Annotated in this window: 16 protein-coding genes; all 16 read left to right on the top strand. The window is 55.3% G+C overall.

Features of this window, described 5'->3' with window-relative positions; genetic code table 11:
- The first annotated feature begins 6 nt into the window (after positions 1 to 6).
- Entirely contained in the window at positions 7 to 969 is a 963-nt protein-coding gene (gene mraY / locus ACFSW5_RS13005) for a phospho-N-acetylmuramoyl-pentapeptide-transferase (protein WP_379273598.1), read from the top strand.
- A gap of 292 nt (positions 970 to 1,261) precedes the next feature.
- Positions 1,262 to 2,695: a UDP-N-acetylmuramoyl-L-alanine--D-glutamate ligase gene (murD, locus tag ACFSW5_RS13000; protein WP_379273596.1), complete on the top strand. Its 1,434-nt coding sequence runs from the start codon at positions 1,262 to 1,264 to the stop codon at positions 2,693 to 2,695.
- A 49-nt stretch (positions 2,696 to 2,744) separates the two neighbouring features.
- Positions 2,745 to 3,842 (top strand): stage V sporulation protein E, encoded by a 1,098-nt coding sequence (gene spoVE, locus ACFSW5_RS12995; protein WP_379273593.1) that lies wholly within the window; start codon positions 2,745 to 2,747, stop codon positions 3,840 to 3,842.
- 428 nt (positions 3,843 to 4,270) lie between these two features.
- Entirely contained in the window at positions 4,271 to 5,176 is a 906-nt protein-coding gene (murB, locus tag ACFSW5_RS12990) for a UDP-N-acetylmuramate dehydrogenase (protein ID WP_379273590.1), read from the top strand.
- 15 nt (positions 5,177 to 5,191) lie between these two features.
- The gene (murA, locus tag ACFSW5_RS12985) at positions 5,192 to 6,469 is read left to right on the top strand and encodes a UDP-N-acetylglucosamine 1-carboxyvinyltransferase (protein ID WP_379273588.1); all 1,278 of its coding nucleotides are present in this window, start codon (positions 5,192 to 5,194) and stop codon (positions 6,467 to 6,469) included.
- 80 nt (positions 6,470 to 6,549) lie between these two features.
- The gene (locus tag ACFSW5_RS12980; protein ID WP_379273586.1) at positions 6,550 to 7,317 is read left to right on the top strand and encodes a cell division protein FtsQ/DivIB; all 768 of its coding nucleotides are present in this window, start codon (positions 6,550 to 6,552) and stop codon (positions 7,315 to 7,317) included.
- A gap of 161 nt (positions 7,318 to 7,478) precedes the next feature.
- A complete protein-coding gene (gene ftsA, locus ACFSW5_RS12975; protein ID WP_379273584.1) occupies positions 7,479 to 8,720 on the top strand; it encodes a cell division protein FtsA in 1,242 nt (413 codons plus the stop codon).
- Between the two features lie 15 nt (positions 8,721 to 8,735).
- The gene (gene ftsZ / locus ACFSW5_RS12970) at positions 8,736 to 9,869 is read left to right on the top strand and encodes a cell division protein FtsZ (RefSeq protein ID WP_379273582.1); all 1,134 of its coding nucleotides are present in this window, start codon (positions 8,736 to 8,738) and stop codon (positions 9,867 to 9,869) included.
- A gap of 632 nt (positions 9,870 to 10,501) precedes the next feature.
- Positions 10,502 to 11,428 carry a sigma-E processing peptidase SpoIIGA gene (gene spoIIGA, locus ACFSW5_RS12965; RefSeq protein ID WP_379273580.1) on the top strand — a complete coding sequence of 309 codons (927 nt, stop codon included), beginning with the start codon at positions 10,502 to 10,504 and terminating at the stop codon, positions 11,426 to 11,428.
- Between the two features lie 37 nt (positions 11,429 to 11,465).
- Positions 11,466 to 12,188, top strand: coding sequence for an RNA polymerase sporulation sigma factor SigE (gene sigE, locus ACFSW5_RS12960; RefSeq protein WP_379273898.1), 723 nt, complete (start codon positions 11,466 to 11,468; stop codon positions 12,186 to 12,188).
- Positions 12,189 to 12,288: 100 nt separating this feature from the next.
- A complete protein-coding gene (gene sigG / locus ACFSW5_RS12955) occupies positions 12,289 to 13,071 on the top strand; it encodes an RNA polymerase sporulation sigma factor SigG (protein WP_379273578.1) in 783 nt (260 codons plus the stop codon).
- Positions 13,072 to 13,267: 196 nt separating this feature from the next.
- Entirely contained in the window at positions 13,268 to 13,549 is a 282-nt protein-coding gene (locus tag ACFSW5_RS12950) for a PRC-barrel domain-containing protein (RefSeq protein WP_379273576.1), read from the top strand.
- A gap of 36 nt (positions 13,550 to 13,585) precedes the next feature.
- Positions 13,586 to 14,425 carry a peptidoglycan editing factor PgeF gene (gene pgeF / locus ACFSW5_RS12945; protein ID WP_379273574.1) on the top strand — a complete coding sequence of 280 codons (840 nt, stop codon included), beginning with the start codon at positions 13,586 to 13,588 and terminating at the stop codon, positions 14,423 to 14,425.
- A gap of 12 nt (positions 14,426 to 14,437) precedes the next feature.
- Positions 14,438 to 15,151 (top strand): YggS family pyridoxal phosphate-dependent enzyme, encoded by a 714-nt coding sequence (locus ACFSW5_RS12940; protein ID WP_379273573.1) that lies wholly within the window; start codon positions 14,438 to 14,440, stop codon positions 15,149 to 15,151.
- 3 nt (positions 15,152 to 15,154) lie between these two features.
- On the top strand, positions 15,155 to 15,628 hold the full coding sequence (locus ACFSW5_RS12935) for a cell division protein SepF (protein ID WP_379273569.1): 474 nt from the start codon (positions 15,155 to 15,157) through the stop codon (positions 15,626 to 15,628).
- 7 nt (positions 15,629 to 15,635) lie between these two features.
- Positions 15,636 to 15,902, top strand: coding sequence for a YggT family protein (locus ACFSW5_RS12930; protein WP_379273568.1), 267 nt, complete (start codon positions 15,636 to 15,638; stop codon positions 15,900 to 15,902).
- The last annotated feature ends 42 nt before the right edge of the window (positions 15,903 to 15,944 follow it).

Here is a 15,944-nt window from a genome sequence, read left to right as displayed (position 1 = left end):
CGAAACATGGACATGATGGTCATCTTTTTTACGATCGGAGCTTCCTTTTTGCTAGCGGTATTGCTCGGACCACTGTTCATCCCGCTTCTGAGGCGGCTGAAGTTCGGGCAGCAAATCCGCACGGAAGGGCCGCAAAGCCATCTGAAGAAACAGGGAACGCCCACCATGGGCGGCATTATCATCATGCTTGCGATGCTGGTCGCGTTCCTGAAATTTTCCGGCAGGACGGACGATTTCTGGGTGCTGCTGACGGCATCGCTAGGCTTCGGGCTGGTCGGCTTTCTCGACGATTATATTAAAATCGTATTCAAGCGCTCGCTTGGGCTGACGGCCGGCCAGAAGCTGCTCGGGCAGCTGCTGTTTTCCGTTATCGTATGCGTCATGCTGTACAACATGGATCACAGCACCGAAATTACGGTTCCCGGCACTTCGTGGGGCGTCGATCTCGGATGGTTTTATTATTTGTTTGTCATCATCATTATGTTCGGGACGAGCAACGCGGTGAATTTCACCGACGGTGTGGACGGTCTTCTTGCGGGAACAAGCGCCGTCGCGTTCGGCGCGTTTGCGATCGTCGCCCTGCACGTATCGGCGAACGAATCCGCGGTTTTTTCGGCGGCGATGATCGGGGCGGTGCTCGGGTTCCTTGTGTACAACGCCCACCCGGCCAAGGTGTTTATGGGCGACGCGGGTTCGCTCGGGATCGGCGGCGGGCTTGCGGCCGTCGCGATTTTGACGAAGACGGAGCTGCTGCTCATTATTATAGGGGGCGTGTTCGTGCTGGAGATGCTGTCCGTCATCCTGCAGGTAGGCTCGTTTAAGCTGCGCGGCAAGCGGATCTTCAAAATGAGCCCGATCCACCATCATTTCGAGCTGTCGGGCTGGTCGGAGTGGAAAGTCGTCACGACGTTTTGGTCGGTGGGCCTGTTGTTTGCCGTCGTCGGACTGGCGCTCGGAAGGTTTCTCTAACCGATCGCGCAATAAAGCTTCGTCCTTCCTTCAGGCGACGAAGCCGTTTATGAATAAGCAAGAGTTTAATAAGTTAGCTCTTATAAACTGCTTTGCACCTCTTGCCGAAACCGTCTGTCCTTCGATAAGGGCGATTCGGGTTTCGGCTTGGGCGGCCGCGTGACGGCCGAACGTTATTTTTTCAACGGACAGCGTCATGTTTGTTGGAAAAATAACGTTTATTCCGTCACTAACCGGCGGTATCGATAGCGATGCCGCCCCATACATTGAAATAGACAAGGGGTTGTCCAATATGAATCATCCGGCCTCTTACCGGAATTCCCGCGTCGTCGTGCTTGGCCTGGCCAAAAGCGGCGTCAGCGTTGCCAAAGTATTTCACGCCTTAGGCGCGAACGTCATCGTTAACGATAAAAAAGAGCGCGAACAATGTCCCGAAGCGGATGAGCTTATCGCTTTGGGCATTTCTGTGCTGTGCGGCTACCATCCGGAAGACCTTGTGACGCCCGATACGGCGCTGCTCGTCAAAAATCCGGGCATTCCGTACACGGCGGACCCGGTTCAGCAAGCCGTCCGCCACGGCGTCGAGATCGTGACGGAGGTCGAGGTCGCTTATCATTTGTCAGCCGCTCCGATCATCGGAATTACCGGTTCCAACGGCAAAACGACGACAACGACCTGGACCGGCGAAATATTGGCCCAAGCCGGACTTGCGCCGATCGTTGCCGGCAATATCGGCCGCCCGTTATGCGATGCGGCAGGGGAAGCGACCGCCGAAAATTGGATCGTCGCCGAGCTCAGCAGCTTCCAGCTGAAAGGGACGGCTTCGTTCCGCCCGCGCGTCGGCGTGCTGCTGAATCTGGCCGAGACGCATCTCGATTACCACGGCGGAATGGACGACTACATCGCGTCCAAAGCGAAGCTGTTCGCCAATCAGACGGCTGAGGATACGGCCGTGCTGAATTGGGACGACGCGGAATGCCGCAAGCTTGCGGACGGGCTAGAAGCGAAGCTGTTCCCGTTCTCGCTGTACGAGCGGCTGAACGCGGGCGTATTCGTCGAGCCGCCGTTTCCGAAAGCCGGCGAGAAGGACGCCGCTGCGGAGGCGGAGCGGATGATCGTGCTCCGCAGTCCGGACGGCGTTCTTACCGAGATGCTTCCCGTCCGGGAGCTGGGCATTCCGGGCCGACACAACGCCGCCAACGCGCTTGCGGCCATCGCGGCCTGTTATGCGGCCGGCGCCAAGCCGGAGCGGATGATCGAACCGCTGCGCGGCTTCCGCGGCGTGGAGCATCGTCTCGAATTCGTGCGCGAAGCCTACGGGGTTCAATTCTATAACGATTCCAAGGCCACGAATCCGACGGCTACGACGATGTCCATCGGATCGCTAGCCGCTCCGATCGTCCTGATCGCAGGCGGCCTCGACCGCGGCTCCGATTATATGGAGCTGCTTCCGGTATTCCGCGACCGCCTCAAAGCGCTTGTCGCTTTGGGCGAGACGCGGGATAAGCTGGCCCATGTGGCGGAGCTGGCAGGTTTACGCGACGTCGTATTGGTCGACCCTGAGGAGGACGCCGAAGCGACGCTGCGCGAAGCGGTACGGCAGGCGGCTTATTTGGCCGAGCAGGGAGACGCGGTATTGCTTTCTCCGGCATGCGCCAGCTGGGATATGTTTAAGTCGTACGAGCAGCGGGGAAGCATTTTTAAGCAATCGGTGCATACCTTGTAAGTAGGGGGCTTGTCCCTACTTTGCTTTCGTTCAAAGAGGTGTGTTCGCAATGGCCAAAGGCAAGTCCGCCCCGGACATATGGATGCTGGCATCCATCGCGCTTCTGCTCGCGATCGGGCTTATTATGGTATACAGCGCAAGCGCGGTGCTTGCGTTCCACGAGCATGGGGACAAGTATTATTTCGTAAAGCGGCAGCTGCTGTTCGCGGCGCTCGGTGCGGGCGCGCTTGTATTTACGATGAACATGAGCTATACGGTCTTGAAAAAATGGGCCAACCTCGCTTTGCTGATCTGTTTCGTCCTGCTGGTCATCGTCCTTATTCCGGGTATCGGCGTCGTCCGCGGCGGAGCCCGCAGCTGGCTCGGCATCAGCTCCTTCGGCATACAGCCTTCGGAGTTCATGAAGCTCGCCATGGTGCTGTTTTTGTCCAAGTGGCTTTCGGAGAAGCAGCAGACGATTACGTTGTTTACGCGCGGCCTGCTGCCGCCTCTCGGCATCGTTCTGCTCGCCTTCGGGCTTATTATGCTGCAGCCGGATCTCGGCTCGGGAGCCGTCATGGTCGGGGCTTCCATCATTCTTATTTATACGGCCGGGGCCCGCATCGCCCATCTCGGCGGGCTGTTCCTGATCGGCCTGATCGGCCTGGCGGGATTGATCTTGGCCGCCCCGTACCGGCTGCAGCGGATATCGGGCTTTCTCGATCCGTGGTCCGACCCGCTCGGTTCCGGCTATCAGATCATTCAATCGCTGTATGCGATCGGGCCCGGCGGGCTCGTCGGGCTGGGGCTCGGAATGAGCCGGCAGAAATACAGCTATTTGCCGGAGCCGCAAACCGACTTCATCTTTTCGATCGTTTCCGAAGAGCTCGGATTTATCGGCGGATCGGCTTTGATTCTGTTATTCCTGATTCTGATCTGGCGGGGAATACGGACGGCGATTGCGGCGCCCGATACGTTCGGCAGTTTGCTGGCGGCCGGCATTACCGGCATTATCGGCGTGCAAGTGCTCATCAACATCGGCGTCGTGATCGGCATGATGCCGGTAACGGGCATAACGCTGCCTCTGATCAGCTACGGAGGCTCGTCGCTCACGCTGCTGCTGACGGCGCTTGGCATATTGCTTAATATATCGCGTTACGCAAGGTGATCTCGTTTTATCGGATCGTAACGCGCCTGATGTCCGGGAGGGCGTCGGGCGCAAACATGCCATAACCAGGCAAATGAATTGATGGCCGGCATGGAGCCCGCGGTTGGAGGGCTGCCTGACGTCCATTTTTGCGTTTGTATATGAAGCGGATTTAGGAGATGGCGGTGTTGCGCGGGATAAGCCTCGGTCGAATAAGGTCTCTCAAAAAACCTTTCCGAATGCCGATTGCGGCGCGGCGGGTCATCTGGGCCTCTGTCACACACTATTGGCACAAGGCATAATATATCCCATAATCGTGGCCGTCACCCTGAATGACCGGTTGCTGCAGACGTGACACCGCTGCCGCCGGCCGCGGCAGACGCCGCCAAGCGGGCAGAGGCGCGAATCCGCAACGGTTCGCGACAAGAAGCAAAAGGAGGTTCGACATAATGGAACAATGGATAGCGGAACTGGAGGCTGCCGGCGTCGGCCGGATGCTCCGGAACGAACCGCTTGCTAACTATACGACGTGGAAAATTGGCGGTCCCGCCGATTTGCTGCTTATACCCGACAACAAGGAACAGCTCGTGTCGGCCATCCGGCTGCTGAACAAGCATGGCGTTCCGTGGTTCAGCTTGGGCCGCGGATCCAATATGCTGGTCAGCGACAAAGGCATTCGCGGCGTCGTCATCAAACCGGGAGAAGGGCTCGATTATGCGCGTTTCGAAGATACGATCGTTCACGCGGGCGCATCGTATTCGTTCGTCAAATTATCCGTAATGGCCGGCAAGCATGGGCTTACCGGTCTTGAATTCGCGGGGGGAATTCCGGGTAATGTCGGCGGAGCGGTCTACATGAACGCAGGCGCGCACGGATCGGATGTGTCGCGTATATTCAGATCAGCTGAGATTGTGCTGGAAACAGGTGAATTGGTTCGATACGAACGAGAGGATATGCAATTTTCCTATCGACACTCCGTTCTTCAGGAGCGAAAAGGCATCGTCGTCGAGGCGACCTTTGCGCTCGAGCACGGGGATCGCAAGGAGATATCCGCTGCTATGGCCGCGCTCAAAGACAGGAGGCTGCGGACGCAGCCGCTGAAGTCCGCTACCTGCGGCAGCGTGTTCCGCAATCCGCCGGGAGATTACGCCGCAAGGCTGATCGAAGCGTCGGATTTAAAAGGTGTTCGTTTCGGAGGCGCAGAAGTTTCCGTGCAGCATGCCAATTTCATTGTAAACACCGGGCAAGCGACAGCTGAAGATGTTCTCGCTCTCATGTCCCATATTCAAGGCACGGTCCAGGAGCGCTTCGGCGTCAAGCTGGTGCCTGAAGTATTGGTGGTGGGTGAGCGGTAATTCGGAGGTGATACATTGGACAAATTGGTGATCGAAGGCGGGAAACCTCTCTCAGGAACCATTGTTATCCAAGGAGCGAAAAATGCCGCTTTGCCGATATTGGCTGCAAGCGTGCTCGTGAACGGCACGGTTACAATCGATCATGTACCGAAGCTGCTTGATATCGAGGTCATGCTGAACATTTTACGCGAATTAGGGTGCCGCGCGGAGCATATCGGGGAAACGGTAGTGCTCGGCACGGAAACGGCCGACTCGTCCCATGTCCCCGAAACGTTAATGAATAAGATGAGATCGTCGATTTTTCTAATGGGGCCTTTGCTGGCCAGGTTTGGGGAAGCGAAAGTTTACCAGCCCGGCGGCTGCGCCATCGGAGAGCGAAAAATCGATCTTCATCTTGAAGGACTGAAGGCGCTTGGCGCCGAAATTGAAGAGACGGCGGGAGCGATCGTATGCCGGGCCAAAAAGCTTAAAGGGGCAGACGTTCATCTCAGCTTTCCGAGCGTCGGCGCAACGGAAAACATTATGATGGCCGCCGTTCTGGCCGAGGGCCGAACGACGATCACAAACGCGGCCCGCGAGCCGGAAATTCAGGATTTGCAGCGTTTTCTGAATACGACCGGGGCTAAAATCATCGGGGCGGGCACGGATACGATTACGATCGATGGGGTCAAGGAACTGAAGCCTTGCCGCTATACCGTTATCCCGGACCGCATTGTCGCCGGAACGATCATGGTGGCCGCGGCGGCTACCCGAGGGAACGTAACGCTTCAAAACGTGAACCCCGGCCATCTTACTTCGCTCATCTACGTGCTTCGCCGGGCCGGTGTTCAAATAACGGTGGACGATGATATAATGAAAGTCAGCCAATCCAGCAGGCCGCGCGCGATCGACCGGCTCGTCACGGCGCCTTATCCGGCGTTCCCGACCGATCTTCAGTCGCAGGTGATGGTGCTGCTTGCATTGGCGGACGGCGTCAGCATTTTGAAGGAAACGGTATTCGAAGGGCGATTGAAGCATGTCGACGAACTTACCCGCATGGGCGCCGATATACGGGTCGATCTGAACTCGGCTTTCATTAAAGGCGTGCCCCGTCTGTACGGCGCGACCGTGGAAGCGACGGATTTGCGCGCGGGAGCCGCGCTCGTGATCGCCGGATTGGCGGCGCAGGGCCGGACGGTTGTCGAACAGATTCACCACATTGACCGCGGGTACGACCGGATCGAATCGATGCTCTCGTCTCTTGGCGCCCGCATTACAAGACAAGCGCCGATTCCGAACAATACGGTGCTTTGAACGGCATCAGAAGAAAAGGACTTCCGGATCCCGCCACGGATGGGGGACCGGTTGTTTTTCACGGAAAGAAGGGACAAGCCATGAGCGCGCCGATGCCTGTTTTAAGGGAACCGGCCAACAAGAAAAAAGGAAGCCGCCGCCTGATCGCTGTACTTATATTGCTTTTTGCGGTTATTTTGTCCGTCTTGTTCTTTAACTCTCCCGTCAGCAAAATTTCGGAGATTCATATAACCGGTCCCGTGTACGTTACCGACGCCGAAATCGAGAAAGCGGCCGGCATTAAGATCGGCGACGCTTTTTTCGGAACGACAAGCCGAACGATCGGGAAGAGGGTCGGAAAGCTCGATACGGTCGCGAATGTGACCGTGACGAAAACTTTTCCCGGGAAAATCCGTATCGCGGTACAGGAATACAAGGTCGTCGCCTTTGAATTGTCGGATCAGGGAGGGATGACCGCGATTTTGTCGAACGGCACGAGCGTAAAGGCCGCGGCAGGCGAAAGCCTGGCGGACAAGCCGGTATTAACCGGCTGGGAGCCGGACAATCCGGTCAAGGCGCAGCTTACGCAAACGTTAAGCGTTATTCCGGCCGCGGAACTGGCGGATCTGTCCGAAATTATCCCATATCCGTCGAAGGCTTATCCGGACCGCATCAAAATTTACACCCGTACGAAATTCGAGGTCGTTACGGCCGTTTCTGTGCTGAAAGAGAAGATTAAAGCGATCAATGCGGTCATCGAAACGCAGGAGCCGGGGAAAATTACAATGCTCCTGGCAGACACTTACGTTCCGTTCGGCGATTCTGCCGGCGAAAACGACGATCAGCCGGAAAAAGAGTCTACTCAATAGTTAGAAAGAATGGTAGAATTTTATTCATGGCATTATGAAAGAAAAGAATAATGAAAATTTTGTTGAAAAAAGAGGGAAAATTTTAAGCGCGTTGAATAAGTAGAAATGGTGTTTTCAGAACTAAGTATATTCTCGGAAGTGGGGAACGGAGGTGCCGCGGGTTGAGCAGTAACGACATCATCGTAAGTTTGGACATCGGTACATCCAAAGTTCGTGCTATTATTGGCGAGTTGAATAACGGAGCCATTAATATTATTGGAGTTGGATCTGCCGACTCGGAAGGTATTCGCAAGGGAGCTATTGTTGATATTGATCAAACCGTACAATCGATCCGCAATGCGGTCGGACACGCTGAACGTATGGTTGGCATTCAAATATCCGAGGTTTATGTAGGCATTCAGGGGAACCATATTGCACTGCAAACTAACCGTGGCGTCGTGGCGGTATCTAACGAGGACCGTGAAATTGGCGAAGAAGACATTGAAAGGGTATTGCAAGCCGCTAAAGTTGTAGCCCTTCCTCCGGAGCGGGAAATCATCAACCTGGTACCGAAGCAGTATTTGGTTGACGGATTGGAAGGGATATCGGATCCGCGGGGCATGATCGGCGTAAGGCTCGAAGTGGAAGCTACGATCGTAACCGGAGCGAAGACGTCCATACATAATTTGATGCGCTGCGTGGAGAAGGCCGGACTGCGCATTGCGGGAGTCATTCCGATGTCCCTGGCAGCCGGCGTCATGGCGCTTACGAAGGACGAGAAGTCGTCGGGCACGGTGCTGACCGATATCGGCGCGGGATCGACGACGGTCGCAATCTTCGATCAAGGGGGACTTGCAGCCATCTCGACGTTGCCGATCGGCGGGGAGCATGTAACGAACGATATCGCATACGGCTTGCGCACGCAAGGCGAGATGGCCGAGAAGATCAAGCTGAAGTACGGCTGCGCGTTGATCAACGATGCCGCGGAGGACGTCAAGTTCAAAGTGATGCGCATGGGCAGCAACGTTGAGAAGGAGTTTTCTCAAGTGGATCTGGCCAGCATCGTCGAACCGAGAATGCAGGAAATTTTCCAGCTTGTGAAGCAGGAGGTTTACCGTCTTGGATACGGCGACAAGGTGGGCGGGTACGTTCTTACCGGAGGCGCGGTTACGCTGCCCGGCACGCTGGAGCTCGGGCAGATGGAGCTGGAGTCATCCGTCCGCATTGCGCTTCCCGACTATATCGGCGTTAGGGATCCCGCTTTCAGCAGCGGCGTAGGCATGATCCAATACGTCTCGAAGTTTATGGGAGCGCGTGGGACAAGCACTGTGAAGAAAACGGCAAACCGAAAGGCGAGTTCCACCGTTTCATCGAAGCCCGGTATGTTCGAGCGCTTAAAAAATATGTTTAACGAATTCATTTGATCGGGGGAAGTGAAAATGTTGGAGTTCGATTTCGATCTGGAGCAACTTGCTCAAATAAAAGTAATCGGCGTTGGCGGCGGCGGCAGCAACGCTGTTAATCGAATGATTGAGAACGGCGTGAAAGGCGTTGAGTTTATTACCGTCAATACGGACGCCCAAGCGCTTCATCTGGCCAAATCGGAGCACAAGCTCCAAATCGGAGACAAGCTTACCCGCGGCCTTGGGGCAGGAGCGAATCCGGAGGTGGGCAAAAAAGCGGCGGAGGAATCCCGCGAAGCGATCATGAACCAGCTGAAAGGCGCGGACATGGTGTTCGTGACGGCCGGCATGGGCGGCGGCACGGGTACCGGCGCGGCTCCGGTTATCGCCGAAATCGCCCGCGAATGCGGAGCGCTTACGGTAGGGGTCGTAACGCGCCCGTTTACGTTCGAAGGCCGCAAACGGTCCATGCAAGCGGAGCTGGGTATCGAAGCGCTGAAAGAGAAGGTCGACACGCTGATCGTTATTCCGAACGACCGCCTGCTCGAGATCGTCGACAAGAAAACGCCGATGCTGGAAGCGTTCCTTGAAGCGGATAACGTGCTTCGTCAAGCGGTTCAAGGCATTTCCGACCTGATTGCCGTACCTGGTCTGATCAACCTCGATTTCGCCGACGTCAAGACGATCATGACCGAACGCGGCTCGGCTCTGATGGGCATCGGCGTCGCGACGGGCGAGAACCGCGCGGCGGAAGCGGCCCGCAAGGCGATTATGAGCCCGCTGCTTGAGACGTCCATCGACGGCGCGCGCGGCGTCATTATGAACATTACGGGCGGCACGAACTTGTCCCTTTACGAAGTCAACGAAGCGGCGGAAATTGTCATTTCGGCTTCCGATCCGGAAGTGAACATGATTTTTGGCGCTATCATCAATGAAGATCTAAAAGAAGAAATCAAAGTAACCGTCATTGCGACGGGTTTCGAGAACAAGCCGCCTCAAGGCGTTCGCAGAGCCCAGCCGGAGCAGCCGGAGCCGAGATCGGCATCGGCGGTCCACAGCCCGCAAACGGGCAGCGCGCCTAACGTTAAACCGTTTGGCTCGACTCCGACGAGCGACCAGTTGGAAATTCCGGCGTTCCTTCGCAACCGCCCTCGCAACAACGACCGTTAACATTATTTTTGTCCAAGAGCTTTCCCGAGGCATTCATTGCCCGGGAGAGCTTTTTTATTTTTCTACATGATACACAAGCCATAGATGAGAGCTTTGGCCAACGAGTGGTGCAAATGAAAGAAGCTAGAAATGAAAGCTTTGGCCGTCAGGACAATGCGCGGGTTTGCAGCAAGGATTGTCGAAGACGGCCGCGTGGCAGGAACTCTCCTTGGGGTGTCCAGAGGGTGCATACCCTTGGAGCCCTCTCCTCTGGAGAGGGTGGTGGGAGAGGCGGATGCCGGAAGACGGCCGCGTGGCAGGAACGCTCCTTGGGGTGTCCAGAGGGTGCATACCCTTGGAGACCTCTCCTCTGGAGGGGGTGGGGGGAGAGGCGGATGCCGGAAGACGGCCGCGTGGCAGGAACGCCCCTTGGGGTGTCCAGAGGGTGCATACCCTTGGAGCCCCTCCTCCGGAGGGGGTGGGGGGAAGCGATGCAGAAGGGTAGGTAGGCAATATAGCTCGACAAAAAAAGATAATGGCCAGCGTCATGATTAGACAGACATTGAAATAGGATTCTAATATACTGATTTCATCTTCTTTTACAGATTGAAAGGCTGCCTTTGAGCCCGCATAAGCAGGAAGGGGAAAAGTCCTTGGCTGTTTATATCGACGTCGTTTTTTTGCAAGAGCTGCTGATCGACGGGGGCATTCTTCTTACGACCGCGTGGGTCCGGCATTTGCGGGCTAAGCCTTGGCGGGTGCTGACCGCCGCTTCGATCGGAGCTTGTTATGTCGTTCTGATGTTGTTTCCGCCGTTGTCGTTTCTGTACACGCTTCTCGTAAAAATCGCGCTGTCGCTCGTCATATTGTGGGTCGCATTCGGCTTCGGCTCGCTTCAGCATTATATCCGGAACGTGATAGCTTTTTACGCGGTTAATTTTGTGGCGCTTGGCGCCGTTGTCGGGATTCACTATTTGTTGATGCAAGGCTCGGCGGACGTATGGAGGACGGTGATGCTTGCCGGCGGCGGGAGCGTAAGCATCGAAATGAGAATGGGTGCCGTATATTTGTTTGCGGCGCTTGCGATCGGGTTGTATTTGTTCCGTGCCGTTTGGACGCATAAGCGCAAGGCGGCAGACACAAGGACCCATCTGGCTGAAGTGACGGTGACGATCGGCGAAGTCGTGCGTACATGCACGGGACTTATCGATACGGGCAACCAGCTGTACGATCCGCTGAGCCGCTCTCCGGTTATGGTGATGGAAGCAGCCTTGTGGAGCGGCGAATTGCCTTCGTCCTGGCTGGAAGGCATTCGAAAGGCGGAAGTCGACCGGCTGGTGGCGGATCTTGGCGGCGAGGATTTCAAATGGCGGGAACGTCTTCGGCTTGTGCCATACCGCGGCATAAACCGCGGGACGCAGTTCATGCTCGCCTTAAGGCCTGACGCGGTCAGCGTCGAACGAGAAGGGCAAGTGTATGAATCCCGGAAGGTGCTGGTCGGCTTAGACGGCGGAAAGCTTGCGGCAGACGGGACTTATCAAGCTATCATACACCCGTCGCTTGTGCAGGATGCCCGGTAACATGAACGCCAACAACTATTTCGGGAGGGAAATCCAAATGGTCGTGAAGTGGAAATTAATCCTGCAGTTATATTATTATCGGGTTTTATTTTTATTCGGATTAAAAAGCGAAGAAATTTATTATATCGGCGGCAGCGAGGCGCTCCCCCCTCCGCTCACGCGGGAGGAAGAGGAATATTTGCTGGAGAAGCTGCCTTCCGGAGACAGCGCGATCCGGGCGATGCTCATCGAGCGCAATTTGCGCCTGGTCGTCTACATTGCCCGCAAATTCGAGAACACGGGCATCCACATCGAGGATTTGGTTTCGATCGGGGCAATCGGTCTGATTAAAGCGGTGAATACGTTCGATCCGGACAAAAAGATCAAGCTCGCCACCTATGCGTCCCGTTGTATCGAAAACGAAATTTTGATGTATTTAAGGCGCAACAGCAAGACACGCACCGAGGTATCGTTCGACGAGCCGCTGAATATCGATTGGGACGGCAACGAGCTGCTGCTTTCCGACGTGCTCGGAACGGAGAACGACACCATCTACCGGAATATCGAGGAGCAGGTCGACCGGAAGCTGCTTCACAAGGCGCTCGACAAACTGTCCGAACGGGAGAGGATCATCATGGAGCTTCGCTTCGGACTTGCGGACGGCGAGGAAAAAACGCAAAAGGATGTCGCCGACTTGCTCGGCATTTCCCAATCGTACATTTCCCGCCTCGAAAAACGGATCATTAAACGTCTCCGCAAGGAGTTCAACAAAATGGTGTAGCGTGCGCCGCAAGCTCTGTCGAATGGCGTCGACGCAAGGAATAAAATAGGACCCCTAGGAGATAATGTACATTAATGTTTCTCCTTGGGAGGTAATCACATTGACCCGAAACAAAGTCGAAATCGTTGGAGTGGATACCGCGAAACTTCCTGTTCTCAACAATGCCGAAATGCGGGAACTGTTCACGGCGTTGCAAACGAAGAATGAGTGGTCAGCAAGGGAGAAATTAGTGAATGGCAACTTGAGGCTGGTGCTCAGCGTCATTCAGCGATTCAACAACAGGGGAGAATTCGTGGACGATCTGTTCCAGGTCGGCTGCATTGGACTTATGAAGGCGATCGATAATTTCGACCTTAGCCAAAACGTAAAATTCTCTACCTACGCGGTTCCGATGATCATCGGCGAAATCCGCCGCTATTTGCGGGACAATAACCCGATCCGCGTCTCCCGCAGCCTGCGGGACATCGCCTACAAGGCGCTTCAGGTCAGAGACAGCTTGACGAACAAAAACTCGCGCGAGCCGACGATATTCGAAATTTCCGAAGAGCTGAACGTTCCGAAGGAAGATATCGTTTTTGCCTTGGATGCGATTCAGGATCCGGTGTCTCTGTTCGAACCGATTTATCACGACGGCGGCGATCCGATCTTCGTCATGGACCAGATCAGCGACGACAAGAACAAAGACGTTTCCTGGATTGAGGAAATCGCGCTGCGGGAAGCGATGCACAAGCTGAACGACCGGGAAAAAATGATATTGTCCATGCGTTTCTTTGAAGGAAAAACGCAAATGGAGGTAGCCGACGAGATCGGCATCTCGCAGGCGCAGGTTTCCCGGCTGGAGAAGTCGGCGATCCAGCAAATGCAAAAGCATGTGAAGATGTAAAGCGATTTTAAACGAAAACGGCAAGCAAGCCGCCCTCGTCTCCTGTTCGATGAGACGAAGGCGGTTTTTTATTTCGCCGAAAAAGCGCCTTTTGAAACCGAATGTCCGTGAATTGATGTTCATTTTGGGCCGTTTCATCATATAGATTATAAAGGACAGTTAAAGTCTACTCCGCCGGAAGCGTGGTGAGGATCGCGTGAAAATATCGGATTTTCAGACGAAGGACGTCATCAATATCGTAGACGGGAAAAAGCTCGGGCATATTTCCGATCTGGAGCTTGATTTGCGCCAAGGGAGAATCGATTCCATCGTCGTGCCGCAGCCGGCCCGGTTCAGAGGGGTATTCGGAGGGGGCGGAACGGAGGTCGTCATCCCGTGGCGGAACATCGTCAAGATCGGTGCGGACGTCGTGCTCGTCCGGCTGGACGACGCGAAGCAGTTGAAATCCGAAGAGGACGATTTGCACGTTCGGACGTAACAGGGTAAACTGCTTAACAGAGGTGATATGCAGAACATGGAATGTTTTGAACAGTCGGCTAGCGCGAAGGGACCTTCGCTTTTTTTGTTGTCGTCTTGGGCGGAACGGGAACCGCGGTTGACCGCGGGTTTTACGGGGAGAGCAGGCGGCGTCAGCGCCATTCCCCGGGCTTCGCTGAACATGGGGCTGCACGTCGGCGACGATGCTTCGAGCGTCGTAAGAAACCGGGAGCTGCTGTGCGAAGCGGTTGGCTGGCCATTTGCCTCCTTCACTTGCGGCGAGCAAGTGCACGGGAACGCCGTCTATCGGGTCAAGGCGGCGGATAGAGGAAAGGGTAACCGTTCGCGCGAGACGGCCGTGCAAAATACGGACGCCTTGATGACGGACGAGCCGGATACGCTGCTCGTATCCTTTTATGCCGATTGCGTTCCGCTTTATTTCTATGATCCGGAGCATCGCGCCGTTGCGCTTGCGCATGCCGGTTGGAAAGGAACGGCGCTTCAAATCGCTTCCGAAACGGTCTCGGCGATGTCGTCCGCATACGGCACCCGCCCGGAGAAGCTGCTCGCCGCGATCGGCCCTTCGATCGGAGACTGCTGCTACGAGGTGGACGAATACGTGATTAGCCGCTTGCTGCCCGTTATTCGCGAATGCAACGCCGACGAGGAAACGGCGCTGAAGCCGGCCGCCCCGGGCAAAGCGATGGCGAACTTGAAAGAAATAAACCGACAGATTATGATAAAAGCAGGAATTTTGCCGATCCATATCGAAATGTCCAATTGGTGCACCGGCTGCAACACGGATTTATTTTTCTCCCACCGTGCGGAAGGCGGGGAGACGGGCCGGATGGCAAGCTGGATCGGCTTTCGGAAATGAGGTTAATATACAGTGTCACTGGCAGATAGAGTGGATTTGGTCGAAAAAAGGATTCAGGCGGCGTGCGAGCGCAGCGGCCGAAAGCGCGAAGAAGTAAACGTGATCGCCGTTACGAAATACGTCTCGCTGCAAACGACGAAGCAAGCCGTTCAGGCAGGCTTGCGCCATCTGGGCGAAAACCGGTGGCAGGACGCCAAGCCCAAGTGGGAAGCGTTAAGCGCAAGCTCCGCCGCGGAGGGCGAAGCCCCCGTCGTCTGGCATTTTATCGGTTCGCTGCAGTCGAAGAAGGCGAAAGACGTGGTGGGCAAGTTTGCGTACATTCATTCGCTGGACCGGCTGTCGCTCGCGCAGGCGATTCAGAAGCAAGCCGAATCATTGGGCATTATCGTTCCTTGTTTCATCCAAGTTAACGTATCGGGAGAACAATCGAAACACGGTCTTCGGCCGGAGGAAGCCGCTTCGTTTGCGCAGGAGTTGAACAAGCTGCCGGGGATTAAGCCCGTCGGCCTTATGACAATGGCTCCGTTCGAAGCGGAACCGGAACAGACGAGACCGGTATTTCGGGCTTTAAGGCAATTAAGAGACGAGCTGAACGGCAAAGCGATCTTGGAACATCCGCTGACGGAGCTGTCCATGGGCATGTCGAACGATTATGAAGTGGCGATTGAAGAGGGTGCGACATGGGTAAGGCTCGGCACGATACTGGTAGGCAAAGAGGAGGAATGAACAATGAGCGTTATGAACCGGTTTTTGAATTTTATCGGATTGCAAGAGGAAGAGGAAGTCGTCGAGCGCGAGCGCGTCGATCAACATCATCATCAGCAGCCGCAGCATCATCACGATGAAGAAGTTGAAACCACGCCGTTCGAAACACGTAGACATACGAAGGGTAGCAACATCGTCAGCATCCATTCGCAGAAAAATGTCCGGTTCGTCCTGAGCGAGCCCCGTTCTTACGATGAAGCGCAGGAGATTGCCGATCATTTGCGCTCGCGCAAGCCGGTTGTCGTCAACCTGCAGCGCGTTCGGCACGATATCGCGATGCGCATCGTCGATTTTTTGAGCGGCACGGTTTATGCGCTTAACGGAGCGATTTCGAAGCTTGGGCCGAACATTTTTTTATGCACGCCGGACACGGTTGAAATTCAAGGGACCATCACGGAAATGCTGGCAGAGGAGAACGATTACAATAGAATGAGGTGACCTTGGATTGAGAATTGACGAGCTGATTTACGGATTGGAAAATATTTATTCGATATTGATTATCGTATATGTGCTGATGTCATGGTTCCCGAACGCAAGGGAAAGCTTCATCGGCAATTTTCTGGGCAAGATCGTCGAGCCGTACTTGAGCATATTCCGCAGATTTATTCCTGCCATCGGCGGGATGATCGATATTTCTCCGATCGTGGCGTTGTTCGCCTTGCGGTTTATCGCCGTTGGCTTAATCGCCGTACTCGGATTTTTGGGCTTGTAGCGCAAATGGACAGGCTAAGCCGATAAGTTGATCAAGGGAAGG

It is taken from the genome of Paenibacillus thailandensis (genome assembly GCF_042685365.1).
Taxonomy (GTDB): domain Bacteria; phylum Bacillota; class Bacilli; order Paenibacillales; family Paenibacillaceae; genus Paenibacillus_AP; species Paenibacillus_AP thailandensis.
The sequence above is the reverse complement of the archived record's forward strand: the minus strand, read 5'-3'. Positions and strand labels throughout refer to the sequence as shown.

Coding starts and splice junctions, on each gene's coding strand:
- mraY (WP_379273598.1), top strand. CDS start 7: ATGGACATGATGGTCATCTTTTTTACGATCGGAGCTTCCTTTTTGCTA.
- murD (WP_379273596.1), top strand. CDS start 1,262: ATGAATCATCCGGCCTCTTACCGGAATTCCCGCGTCGTCGTGCTTGGC.
- spoVE (WP_379273593.1), top strand. CDS start 2,745: ATGGCCAAAGGCAAGTCCGCCCCGGACATATGGATGCTGGCATCCATC.
- murB (WP_379273590.1), top strand. CDS start 4,271: ATGGAACAATGGATAGCGGAACTGGAGGCTGCCGGCGTCGGCCGGATG.
- ACFSW5_RS12980 (WP_379273586.1), top strand. CDS start 6,550: ATGAGCGCGCCGATGCCTGTTTTAAGGGAACCGGCCAACAAGAAAAAA.
- ftsZ (WP_379273582.1), top strand. CDS start 8,736: ATGTTGGAGTTCGATTTCGATCTGGAGCAACTTGCTCAAATAAAAGTA.
- sigE (WP_379273898.1), top strand. CDS start 11,466: ATGGTCGTGAAGTGGAAATTAATCCTGCAGTTATATTATTATCGGGTT.
- pgeF (WP_379273574.1), top strand. CDS start 13,586: ATGGAATGTTTTGAACAGTCGGCTAGCGCGAAGGGACCTTCGCTTTTT.
- ACFSW5_RS12935 (WP_379273569.1), top strand. CDS start 15,155: ATGAGCGTTATGAACCGGTTTTTGAATTTTATCGGATTGCAAGAGGAA.